10 protein-coding genes and 1 pseudogene are annotated in these 11,894 nt (G+C 57.9%); 9 read left to right on the plus strand and 2 right to left on the minus strand.

Annotated elements, in window-relative coordinates; translation table 11 throughout:
• The 3 genes and pseudogenes from B2W52_RS00080 to cpdA form a co-directional block, all read left to right on the plus strand.
• Window positions 1-187 (plus strand): annotated as a pseudogene (locus B2W52_RS00080) (ADP-ribose diphosphatase); the annotation flags it as partial.
• Window positions 188-189: 2 nt separating this feature from the next.
• The gene (locus B2W52_RS00085; protein ID WP_286800934.1) at window positions 190-675 is read left to right on the plus strand and encodes a DUF1249 domain-containing protein; all 486 of its coding nucleotides are present in this window, start codon (window positions 190-192) and stop codon (window positions 673-675) included.
• Between the two features lie 204 nt (window positions 676-879).
• A complete protein-coding gene (gene cpdA / locus B2W52_RS00090) occupies window positions 880-1,686 on the plus strand; it encodes a 3',5'-cyclic-AMP phosphodiesterase (RefSeq protein WP_286800935.1) in 807 nt (268 codons plus the stop codon).
• Here cpdA and metE read toward each other — a convergent pair.
• Window positions 1,680-3,959, minus strand: coding sequence for a 5-methyltetrahydropteroyltriglutamate--homocysteine S-methyltransferase (gene metE / locus B2W52_RS00095; protein WP_273069714.1), 2,280 nt, complete (start codon window positions 3,957-3,959; stop codon window positions 1,680-1,682). The two genes, cpdA and metE, sit on opposite strands and share 7 nt — an antisense overlap.
• Window positions 3,960-4,079: 120 nt before the next feature.
• Between metE and B2W52_RS00100 the strand changes: the two genes are divergently transcribed.
• From B2W52_RS00100 to B2W52_RS00110, 3 genes are all read left to right on the plus strand, one after another.
• Window positions 4,080-4,970 (plus strand): LysR family transcriptional regulator, encoded by an 891-nt coding sequence (locus B2W52_RS00100; protein WP_273069713.1) that lies wholly within the window; start codon window positions 4,080-4,082, stop codon window positions 4,968-4,970.
• 46 nt (window positions 4,971-5,016) lie between these two features.
• Entirely contained in the window at window positions 5,017-5,409 is a 393-nt protein-coding gene (gene gcvH / locus B2W52_RS00105) for a glycine cleavage system protein GcvH (RefSeq protein ID WP_008170823.1), read from the plus strand.
• Between the two features lie 193 nt (window positions 5,410-5,602).
• The gene (locus tag B2W52_RS00110) at window positions 5,603-6,799 is read left to right on the plus strand and encodes a class I SAM-dependent rRNA methyltransferase (RefSeq protein ID WP_273069710.1); all 1,197 of its coding nucleotides are present in this window, start codon (window positions 5,603-5,605) and stop codon (window positions 6,797-6,799) included.
• An 8-nt stretch (window positions 6,800-6,807) separates the two neighbouring features.
• On the opposite strand, the gene B2W52_RS00115 is transcribed toward B2W52_RS00110, so the two are convergent.
• Window positions 6,808-7,464, minus strand: coding sequence for a histidinol-phosphatase (locus B2W52_RS00115; protein WP_062786534.1), 657 nt, complete (start codon window positions 7,462-7,464; stop codon window positions 6,808-6,810).
• 173 nt (window positions 7,465-7,637) lie between these two features.
• On the opposite strand from B2W52_RS00115, the gene B2W52_RS00120 reads away from it, so the two are divergent.
• The 3 genes from B2W52_RS00120 to B2W52_RS00130 all read left to right on the plus strand — a co-directional run bounded on the left by B2W52_RS00120 (window position 7,638) and on the right by B2W52_RS00130 (window position 11,854).
• Window positions 7,638-8,168 (plus strand): RNA pyrophosphohydrolase, encoded by a 531-nt coding sequence (locus B2W52_RS00120; RefSeq protein ID WP_041644941.1) that lies wholly within the window; start codon window positions 7,638-7,640, stop codon window positions 8,166-8,168.
• A gap of 15 nt (window positions 8,169-8,183) precedes the next feature.
• A complete protein-coding gene (ptsP, locus tag B2W52_RS00125) occupies window positions 8,184-10,490 on the plus strand; it encodes a phosphoenolpyruvate--protein phosphotransferase (RefSeq protein ID WP_014576019.1) in 2,307 nt (768 codons plus the stop codon).
• A 122-nt stretch (window positions 10,491-10,612) separates the two neighbouring features.
• Entirely contained in the window at window positions 10,613-11,854 is a 1,242-nt protein-coding gene (locus B2W52_RS00130; RefSeq protein ID WP_008170814.1) for a patatin-like phospholipase family protein, read from the plus strand.
• Window positions 11,855-11,894: the final 40 nt, after the last annotated feature.

Here is an 11,894-nt window from a genome sequence, read left to right on the forward strand (position 1 = left end):
CGTGAGCACTGAAGACGCCGGCGGGCTGTATGGTATGGAGCATGAGCACGAAGACATCCGCGCCCACGTGGTGTCATCCGACGATGCCATAGCGATGATCCACGATGGCCGTATCAACAACGCTGCCGCCATTATTGCCCTTCAGTGGCTCGAGCTGAATCGGGCCCGCTTGAGAAAAGGGTGGTAGTAATGGGTGAGTGGACCATGAAACCCAGGCGGTACGTTCCGGATCTGAGGCAGCTTGGTGCCCTGTGTGACGGCAACTATCAGCGGCTGCAGAAACTGCGTCAGCTGGAGGTGGACGGCAAGCCCGTCTGCGAATTTGAGTTGCACCGGGAAAACCATTATCTGGGTCGGGTCCGGATTCAGGTGCTCCAGACTGCGAGGTTCACCGAGACCCTGTTGCTTGAGCAGGTGCATAATTCCGGGCGCTGGCTCAATAACCCTCAAATGACCGTGCGGGTCTACCACGACGCCAACATGGCGGAAGTGATCAGCTGTTACCGTGATCGCCAGATTGCCCCGGTCAATGATTACCCCAATCGCTTCATGCACCATCCGGACGAGAAAGTTCAGGTCAACGGTTTCCTTGCCGATTGGCTGGATTACTGTCTTCGGTTTGGTCACCTACCTATGGAACACGCCGCCTGGTCCGCCGGTGAAGGCGTCGACTGAGGCGCGGCCTGCCAGAGGCTCATCCCGTACTAAAGTGGTGTGGCTATGGCTCACCGGTGTGCCATAGTTGTCAAAAATTGCAATATTTCGCCAAAGTCTGGCCAGAATGTGACTCCGGTTCGATTCAAAAGTGATAAATCCGCGAACCGGCGTCGTACACTTGAGCTCAGACCACGTATTGCCAGCGAGTAGATCCAGAACGCCATGACCACGAAGGAAAAAAACCGGCCACTGCGGGTACTGCAGCTGACTGATCCGCACCTGATGGCGAATGCCGACGGCGATCTGTTAGGTGTAAAAACCCGGGAAAGCCTGCAGGCGGTTATTGCAGAAGCGCTCAGGGCGCACGGCCAGCCAGATCTGGTTCTGGCCACCGGTGATCTCGCGCAGGACGGCTCGGTGGATGCCTACCGCGTATTTGGCGAGCGTCTGAAGGCGTTTTCCTGCCCTTCGCTCTGGATTGCGGGCAATCATGATCATTCCGGAAATCTGACGAAAGTTGCTGACGAATTTGACGCCAGCGCCCGCCACGTTACTCGGGGAGGGTGGCAGTTCATCATGCTGGACTCCTCGGTGCCCGGCAAGGTTTTTGGAGCGCTGGCCGATTCGGAGCTGAACTTCTTGGCCCAAACCCTGGAACAGCACCCGGATCTGCCCGCAGTCGTTGCCTTGCATCATCACCCGGTAGATATCGGTTCTGACTGGATGGAAAAAATTGGTCTCACCAATCGGGATGCCTTCTGGCAGGTGGTGGACCGGTTCCCTCAGGTCAGAATCGTATTGTGGGGGCATATTCACCAGGAGCATGAGCGCGAACGCAATGGCGTGCAACTGCTGGCCACGCCGTCCACCTGTATCCAGTTCACCTCCGGTTCCAGCAAGTTCTCGGTTGAGGACGTGCCGCCGGGCTACCGTTGGTTCGAATTCCACGAATCCGGCGACTTCACTACGGAAGTACGCCGGGCCACGGATTTCCGGTTCGAACTGGATCAGAACAGCACGGGTTACTGAATGCTTCCCCGCAAGTCCCGGGCGGCTGCGACCATACTCTTCAGGGCGGGAAGCACCTCTTCCCACTGACGGGTCTTCAGGCCGCAGTCCGGGTTTACCCAAAGGCGCTCGGCCGGAATCCGCTCCGATGCTTTCGCCATCAACGCCTTTATCTGCTCCTTGGCGGGAATGTTGGGGGAGTGGATGTCGTAGACGCCGGGGCCAATATCGTTCGGGTACTCAAAACCGCGGAACGCGTCGAGAAGCTCCATATCGGACCGGGATGTCTCAATAGTGATTACGTCAGCATCCATGCGGGCGATGGCCTTAATGATGTCGTTGAATTCTGAATAGCACATGTGGGTATGGATCTGGGTTCCATCGCTGACACCATTGGCCGCGATGCGAAACGCCTCTATGGCCCAGTCCAGATAGCCTGCCCAGTCCGATTTCCGGAGGGGAAGGCCTTCCCTCAGGGCGGCTTCGTCTATCTGGATAATGCCAACACCGGCGGCTTCCAGGTCAAGCACTTCCTCCCGAATCGCCAGTGCCAGTTGCAGGCAGGTATCCCTGCGGGGCTGGTCGTCCCGTACGAAGGACCAGTTAAGAATCGTCACGGGACCGGTCAGCATGCCTTTTACAGGTTTTTCGGTCAGTGACTGAGCGTAGCGAGTCCACTCCAGGGTCATGGCTCTCGGGCGGGAAATGTCGCCGAACAGAATGGGCGGTTTCACGCAACGGGAGCCGTAAGACTGAACCCAACCGAACTGGCTGAAGGCATAACCTTCAAGCTGTTCGCCGAAGTATTCAACCATGTCATTGCGCTCCGCCTCACCATGCACCAGAACATCCAGGCCCAGTACTTCCTGCTCGTCAATGCAGCGGCTTACTTCTTCGCGAATCCGTTGCCTGTAGGCGGCTTCTGTCAGTGCGCCCTTGCGGAATTGCAGGCGAGCTTGACGGATGTCCCGTGTCTGGGGGAAGGACCCAATGGTCGTGGTTGGAAACAGGGGCAGGTCAAGTTTCTGTTGCTGGGCCGTGATTCGCTCTGAGTAGGGGCTTTGCCGCTGACCGAGGTCCGGCCTGATTGCCTGGATTTGGGTTTCTATCGAGGGATTATGAACCCTTTCGGACGTTTTCCGGCTTTCGGTCGCTAGAGCGGATTCAGCCAGCTCCTTACGGACTGCGTTTCTGCCCTGATTCAGTGCGGTGGCGAGAATAGCCAACTCGTCCAGTTTCTGAAGGGCAAATGCCAGCCAGCCGCGGATTTCAGGGTCCAGCTGTTCTTCGCTGTTGAGATCTGCCGGCACATGCAGTAGCGAGCAGGACGGCGCCAGCCACAGGCGATCCCCCAGTTTTTCATGGATCTGCTCCAGCCAGTCCAGGGTCTTGCCGAGATCTGTTCGCCAGATATTCCGGCCGTTGATAACACCCAGGGAAAGTTGTTTGTGGGGTGGCAGCCAGTCCACTATCCGTGCCACTTCCTGTGGCGCGCTGATGGCATCCAGGTGTAGCCCGGCAACCGGCAGTTCGCAGGCCAGTTGCAGGTTTTCCCGCAACTCACCGAAGTACGTGGTTACCAACAGTTTGAGGCGGCTGGTCTTGAGATGGTGATAGGCCAGACTGAAGGCGTGGCGCCAGTCTGCATCAAGATCGGCGACCAGGGCGGGCTCGTCCACCTGAACCCAGTCGATTCCATGATTCGACATCAGATCCAGAAGTTCCGAGTACACAGGCAAAAGGGAGTCCAGCAGGGTCAGCCGGTCACTGTCGTCTTTGGATTTTCCCAGCCAGAGATAGGTCACCGGTCCTATGATCACCGGTTTAGGAGTAAGCCCCTGGGCCCTGGCTTCGTTGATCTGTTCAATCAGCCGGTCGGCATTGAGCTGGAAACGGGTGTCCTGCTGGAATTCCGGCACGATGTAGTGATAGTTGGTGTCGAACCACTTGGTCATTTCTCCTGCCTGCACGCCGCAGCAGGAAGACTCCTGCCCGGATCGGCCCCGGGCAACCCGGAAATACCGCTCCAGGGCACTGCCCCCGGACTTACTCACACGTTCAGGCAGGTTGCCGAGGGTGAAACTCATATCCAGAACCTGATCATAAAACGAGAAATCGCCTACCGGAACCCGGTCCAGATTTCGCTGGCTATGCCAGTGTTTTCGGCGCAGGTCAGCACCTGTGATCTGCAGTTCTTCTTCGGTGATTTGCCCTTTCCAGAAGGCTTCCTGGGCAAATTTCAGTTCCCGGCGGGCGCCAATGCGCGGGAAGCCGAGATTGTGTGTGGTCACCATGGTGTTGTCCTTTGTTCAATCGTGTTGTTTGCAGGAGAGGTCAGGTTATCGCCCTTGCGAGATGAAAAATAATGGTAAAATTTCAGGTATCAATGAATTTGGCTCATGTTGGGAGGCGGGATGATTGAGCGTGGCCATCTGGAAATTCTCAGGGCGGTGGATCAGCAGGGGTCCCTGACAGCGGCCGCCGAGTGGCTACACCTGACCCAGTCTGCTCTGAGCCATTCGGTCCGAAAGCTGGAGCAGCAGCTTGGTACGGACATTTGGGTGCGGGAGGGGCGACAGCTGCGGCTGACCCAGTCAGGTCAGTATTTACTTGCCCTGGCCAACAGACTGTTGCCGCAGATTGAGCACGCCGAGATGCTGATTGGTCAGTTTGCCAAGGGTCAGCGGGGAACCCTCCGCATCGGGATGGAATGCCACCCCTGTTATCAATGGCTGTTGAAAGTAGTCGGGCCCTATCTGGAGAGCTGGCCCGGGGTGGATGTGGATGTAAAACAGAAATTCCAGTTTGGCGGCATTGGCGCCCTGTTCGGTCACGACATCGACATGCTGGTAACTCCGGACCCCCTGCAGCGCCCGGGCCTGGTTTTCGAGCCGGTGTTCGACTACGAGCAGGTGTTGGTGGTGGCTGCGGACCATGCTCTGGCGGACAAGGCATGGGCTGAACCCGGGGATCTGGAGAAAGAAACCCTGATCACCTACCCGGTGGAGATCGAACGTCTGGATATCTACACGCGGTTCCTGCTTCCGGCCCACGCCAGTCCCGCGCGGCATAAAACCATCGAGACCACCGATATCATGTTGCAAATGGTCGCGGCAGGGCGCGGGGTGGCCGCGCTCCCACGCTGGCTGGTCGAGGATTACGGTACCCGGATTCCGGTTCGGCCGGTTCAGCTCGGGGAAACGGGGATTCCGAAACAGATCTTTTTGGGACTTCGTGAGCGGGATCGGGAGGTGGATTACCTGAATTCGTTCATGAAGCTGGCACGTGAGGTTCGCTGGAATTAACCTCTTCAGTTAAACTGCGCAAAAAATTCGTTCAGGAAACCAGACTATGAGTGAGATACCCGCAGACCTGAAATACATTGAGACCCATCAATGGGTTCGCGTGTCAGACGATGGCACGGCGACTGTCGGTATTACGGATTTTGCCCAGGAGCAACTGGGTGATGTGGTATACATCGGTGTTCCGGATGTGGGCGCAACGGTTAACGGTGGAGAGGAAGCCGGGGTCGCTGAGTCTGTGAAGTCGGCTTCGGATGTGTTCAGCCCGGTGACCGGTGAGGTTATCGAGGTGAATGAGAGCCTTGAGGACGAGCCGGAGAAGGTCAACGAAGATCCCTACGGTGACGGCTGGCTTTACAAGGTTCGGCTTGAGGATGCTGGTGAGCTGGATGGCCTGATGGATTCTACAGCTTATGCGGAGCATGTGGCGGCCGAGGAATAACACTTCCGCTTGGGAGGCTGGCCTGACGGGGCGGGCCTTCCAAAACACGCTGTGAATACGTCCCTGTACGCTTGGCTCCGCCATCCCTGGCTCCGCACAGTTTTGGAAGGCCCGCCCCGTCAGCCCGTCATACATCGGTATCAGTTTCAACTCATCTTGTATAATCCCTGTCTTTCCTTTCCAGGTGGTCTTTATGAATTTTCCGGTTCTGTATCTTCGAAAAGGCGCAGAGCGCCGTCTCCGTGCTGGCCATCTATGGGTTTACAGCAATGAGGTGGACACCCGCCGCAGTCCGCTGACGGAATTCGAGGCCGGTGTTCAGGCGGAGCTTCGGGCGTCGAACGACAAGCCTCTGGGTACAGTGTTCGTTAATCCCCATGCGCTGATTTGTGGCCGGCTGATCAGTCGGGATCCGGGCCACGGTATGACGCCCCAGCGGTTGACCCAGCGGATGGAGGCTGCGCTTGCGCTCAGAGAACGGCTTTTCGACAAGCCGTTTTACCGTTGGGTGTTTGGCGACAGTGATGGGCTTTCGGGGCTGGTGATTGACCGGTTTGATTCCCTCGTGGTGGTGCAGATTTCCACGGCCGGTATGGAGGCCATGAAGGAGGCGGTGGTTCGGGCAGTTCAGCGGCTGGTGCACCCGGCGGCGATCATCCTCAAGAACGATGGCAAGATGCGCAAGGTGGAGGGGCTGGATACCTACGTGGAGCAGGCCCATGGCGCTGCGGTGAGTCTGCTGGAGGTGGAGGAGAACGGTGTCCGGTTCGAGGTGCCGTTGGAAGGCGGCCAGAAGACGGGCTGGTTTTACGATCATCGGATGAACCGTGCCCGTTTGCAGGCCTATGCGCCGGGCAAGCGGGTGCTGGATGTATTCAGTTATGTCGGTGGCTGGGGCATTCAGGCCGCTTGTGCCGGGGCCACCCAAGTGACCTGTGTCGACAGTTCGGCCGGTGCCATTGATTCGGTTCACCACAACGCCAGGCTCAATGGCCTCGACAATGTGGAAACCATTGAGGGGGATGCCTTCGAGGCCCTGAAGGCGCTGGCGGATGAGAAGGAGAAGTTTGATGTCGTGGTTCTGGATCCGCCGGCGCTGATTCCCCGGCGCAGGGACCAGAAGGCGGGTGAAGAGGCCTATGCCCGGCTGAACCAGCTCGGTCTGCGGTTGCTGGAGCGCGATGGGATACTGGTTTCCGCGTCCTGTTCGATGCATCTCTCGCAGGAGAAGCTGGTGGACATCATTCGAGGCAGCGGCCGCAAGATCGACCGCTTTGTCCAGTTGCTCGAGCAGGGGCATCAGGCTCCGGATCACCCGGTGATTCCGGGCATCCCCGAGACCGATTACATCAAATCCTGCTTTGTTCGTTCACTGACGGGGTTCTTCTGACCCTGCCATTAACCCCGAAGTGACATGACTTTCCAGCCGTTGTCCCGGGCATATTGCGCCAGGGTCGGGTCCGGGTCTACGGCTACCGGGTTGTCCACTTTTTTCAGCAGCGGCAAGTCATTGTGGGAGTCGCTGTAGAACCAGGCCCCCTCGAGTGTCCTGTTATGGGCACTCAGCCAGTCATCCAGTCGCGTGACCTTGCCATCCTGAAAGCTCGGAGTGCCGGCCACTTCGCCTGTATAACGGCCGTTGACAAGCTCGGGCTCGGTGGCGATCAGATGTTCGATGCCGAGGGCCTCGGCAATGGGTTCAGTCACAAAACGGTTGGTGGCGGTGATGATCATCAGGGTGTGACCCTGCTCCCGGTGGCTGTCCAGCAGCGTATCTGCAGTGGCCTGCATCATGGGGCGCACTTTTTTCTCCATAAAGGCTTCCCGCCACGCCAGTAGCTCTTCCATGTTGTGACTGGCCAACGGCTGAAGGGCAAATCCCAGGTAGTGCAGGATGTCCAGCTCGCCGTTCAGGTATTCCTGATAGAAGCGGTCGTTGGCAAGGCGGTATTCCTCGGCATCGACAATGCCTTCCTCCACCAGAAATTCGCCCCAGGCGTGGTCGCTGTCTCCGGCTAAAAGGGTGTTGTCGAGATCAAAAATTGCGAGCGTCAAGCGGCTACCTCCGGTGATCACAGGGCTTGCAGTAAAACGCCAAGTCTATCATGACCTGTCCCCAACGGCTCCGTTTGCCGAACCCTTGGGATTCTGTAAGAATGAGAGCAACTTGGACAAATCCGACCGGTGAATTTTTGTACCGGTCAACCGACTTTTGAGAGGACTGTGCCGTGATCGATTCAGACGGTTTCAGACCCAACGTCGGAATCATTCTGGCCAATCACAGAGGAGAAGTTCTCTGGGCAAGGCGAATAGGGCAGGACTCCTGGCAGTTTCCCCAGGGTGGCATCAAACATGATGAATCCCCCGAGGATGCGCTGTACCGGGAGCTTGGAGAGGAAATCGGCCTCTGTGCAAACGATGTGGAAATCATCAGCTGCACGCGAGGCTGGCTGAGGTATCGACTCCCGAGGAGGATGGTACGCCAAAACTCCCACCCCGTTTGTGTGGGCCAAAAACAGAAATGGTTCCTGCTGAGGATGTTATCGCCGGATGCGCAGGTTTGCGTGGACGGTACGGATTCACCGGAGTTCGACGGCTGGCAGTGGGTAAGCTACTGGTATCCGTTGGGGCAGGTGGTTTCATTCAAGCGAGAAGTGTATCGACGCGCGCTGAGAGAGCTTGCGCCGCGACTGTTCTACAACATGGAGCAGTGGCATAGGGCGGAGCAGAATCGGCGTTTACAGGAACACCAGAAATGACGGACTGACACCGCCATGCTGAGCATTCTGCGAAGTCTAGTACAAGAGGTAAACAGCGCCCGCGATCTGCAGGAGGCGCTGGATATCATTGTATCGCGGGTGCAGAAAGCCATGGGAACCGAGGTCTGTTCCGTCTACCTGCTTGACCCTGCCACCAACCGCTACATTTTGATGGCCACCGAAGGCCTTTACCGCAAGGCAGTTGGCCAGGTGAGCCTGGCCTATTCAGAGGGTCTTGTCGGCCTGGTGGGCTCTCGTGAGGAGCCTATCAACCTCGAGGATGCGCCCTCCCATCCACGCTATCGTTACTTCCCCGAGACTGGTGAGGAGCGCTTCCGCTCGTTCCTGGGTGTTCCGATCATTCACCATCGCCGGGTGTTGGGTGTGCTCGTTGTCCAGCAGAGGGAGAGTTCCCGGTGCTTTGATGAGGGCGAAGAGGCATTCCTGGTAACCGTTTCCGCTCAGCTGGCGGGGGTCATAGCCCATAGTGAAGCCACCGGCGCCATCAGTGGCCTGTCCCTGACCGGTGAGGAGGCACACGATGTCAGTTTTAACGGCGTGCCGGGTGCTCCAGGTGTTGCCATCGGCAATGGCGTTGTCGTTTATCCATCCGCTGACCTTGATGTGGTTCCGGAAAAGCCGACTGACGATATTGATCAGGAACTGGCCCTGTTCGGAGCGTCGGTTAAAGCGGTGAGGGAAGATATCGAGCGGGTTGCCAAGCGGTTGGCTTCGCAGCTGCGTCCTGAAGAGCAGGCCCTGTTCGATGTCTATCTGAGAATGCTGGGCGACGATGCCATGCCTGGTGAGGTGTCGAACAAGATCAGGGAAGGGATCTGGGCCCAGGGCGCTCTCAAGCAGGTGGTCCAGCAGTACATCCGTCATTTCGAGATGATGGACGATCATTACCTGCAGGAACGCGCTGTTGATATCCGGGACCTGGGCCGCCGTCTGCTGTCTCATCTGCAGGAAGGCGAGCAGAAACACCTGAACTACCCCGAGCGCACGGTCCTGGTCAGCGAAGAGCTGACACCGGCCATGCTTGGCGAGGTCCCCAAGGGGCAGCTGGTGGGTCTGGTGTCGGTCAAAGGCTCCAGTAACTCTCATGTCGCCATTCTGGCACGCGCCATGGGCGTGCCGACTGTTATGGGGCTGGTCGATATTCCCGTAAATCAGCTCGACGGCAAGGAGCTGATCGTAGACGGCTTTGAGGGCCAGATTTTTGCTTCGCCATCGGCAGACCTCCGCTCCTACTACCAGGCGATCTGCGACGAAGAAGACGAACTTATTCGCGGGCTTGAAGTTCTCAAGGACAAGCCCTGTGAAACCACCGATCACCATCGGGTCTCACTGCTGGTGAACACCGGGTTGATGACCGATGTGGTGCGCTCGCTCTCGCACGGTGCCGAGGGTATCGGTCTTTACCGGACCGAAGTGCCCTTCATGATCAAGGACCGCTTCCCCTCAGAGCAGGAGCAGCGAGAGTATTACCGGGAGCAGCTCGAAGCCTTCGCGCCGAGCCCCGTTACCATGCGTACGCTGGATATTGGCGGCGACAAGGCGCTGACCTATTTCCCGATCCAGGAGGAAAACCCGTTCCTGGGCTGGCGGGGTATCCGGGTTACCCTCGACCACCCGGAGATCTTCCTGGTTCAGGTTCGGGCCATGCTCAAGGCCAGCGAGGGGTTGAACAACCTCCAGATCATGCTGCCAATGATCTCCAACATCTCGGAGGTGGAGGAGTCCCTGCACCTGATTTACCGGGTGTACCACGAAGTTCGGGAAGAGGGTTACGACATTCACATGCCCAAGGTGGGCGTGATGGTCGAAATCCCCGCTGCCGTTTACCAGATTCGGGAACTGGCGGACAGGGTGGACTTCCTCTCTGTTGGTTCCAACGACCTGACCCAGTATCTGCTGGCGGTGGATCGTAACAATCCCCGGGTTGCCCAGCTCTATCACTCGTATCACCCGGCGGTGCTCCAGGCGCTGGTGCGAATCGCCCAGGACGCTCACTCGGTGGGCAAGCCTGTTGGCATCTGCGGTGAACTGGCGGGTGATCCCGGCGGTGCGCTGCTGTTGATGGCCATGGGTTACGATTCCCTGTCCATGAACGCCGCCAGCTTGCCCAAGGTCAAATCGGTGATTCGCAGTGTCAGCCGTGAGTGGGCCATTCAGCTATTGGAGGATGTGTTGTTACTGGACTCGCCTCACGTGATCAAGAGCTGTGTCGACCTGGCGTTGCGTAATGCCGGCTTCGGCCGTTACCTGCGCCCCGGCAAGTCAACGGCCATGGCGGTATCAGAGGCCGCCGTTTCCTGATCGCAGGTGCGGGTTTGGGCAATATAGGGTGCGCACTCTAAATACGGTTGTTATCTTGAGAATGGAATTATCCGGCGGCCTGCCCGACGGGCCCGCATTCTTAATCCGGAAAAGGGAAGGCTATGAGCTCGCCAATTGACCATAAACCCGCTCCCCGCATCGGGCTTGCCCTTGGTGGCGGTGGTCCTCTGGGCGGCATTTATGAAATCGGAGCGCTCCGGGCGCTGGATGAGGCACTTGATGGTCTCGATTTCAACAACATCGATGTTTATGTTGGTGTAAATGGCGGCTCTTTTGTGGCGGCGAATCTCGCCAACCAGATGACCACGGCGCAACTTTGCCGGATTTTCGTGCGCAACGAGGCGGAAGTGCACCCGTTCCATCCGGAAGTATTCTATCGCCCGGCTTTCCGGGAGATTGGCAGTCGATTGCTGGCAATTCCCGGCCTGGTTTCCACGGCGGTAAGCCGCTTCGTCAACAACCCCTACGATCAGAGTCTGCTGGAAGCCATGACCATCCTGGCCCAGGCAGCGCCGGCCGGGCTGTTTGATAACGAAGGCCTGCATGAGTATCTCAAACGGGCCTTCACCATGCTCGGGCGCACCAATGATTTCCGTCAGCTCAAGCGCAGCCTCTACATCGTGGCTGCCGATGTTGAGAGTACCGAAGCGGTCTGTTTTGGCGCTCCCGGTTTTGACCATGTGCCCATTTCCAAGGCGATTCAGGCCAGCACTGCCTCGCCGGGGTTGTATGTGCCAGTGGAAATCGATGGGCGGTATTATGTGGACGGTACACTGCGCAAGGGTTTGCACGCCTCCGTGGCTTTTGAAGACGGTGCCGACCTGGTTTTCGCCGTGAATCCCCAGGTGCCGATTGACGCCAGTGCGGCGGTCCGGGCCGGCTCCATGAAGCCGGGCGAGCTGACCCGCTCAGGTATGCCAAACGTTCTGTCACAGACCTTCAGGACCATGGTGTACTCAAGGATGCAGTCGGGCATTGCCCAGTATGCCCGGGATTATCCCGACAAGGATATTCTGCTGTTTGAACCCACCCGAGACGACGCCAAGCTGTTCTTCTCCAACGTATTCAGCTTCCAGTCCCGTAGAATGGTGTGTGAGCACGCCTATCAGATGACACGGCGGGATCTTCTGAGTCGCGCAGATCAGCTGGAGCCCAAGCTGGCGAAATATGGCATCAAGCTTCGCCGGGATCGCCTTGAAGACGAGCAGCGGACGATCAGTACCAGTCTATACGGCGAAATGCTGCCACTGTATGTGGCCAAGGGCAGGAAGAAAAAAGCCGAGAAGGGCCGGTTGGCGGGTGGCTTGACTAACGTTTCGCACCTCTTTTCAAAGGCGCAATAATGTTCAGTAGGCGAGGGGGCAGATGACTGTGTCATCTGCC

This window comes from Marinobacter sp. UBA2498 (assembly GCF_002341575.1).
Classification (GTDB): Bacteria; Pseudomonadota; Gammaproteobacteria; order Pseudomonadales; family Oleiphilaceae; genus Marinobacter; species Marinobacter manganoxydans.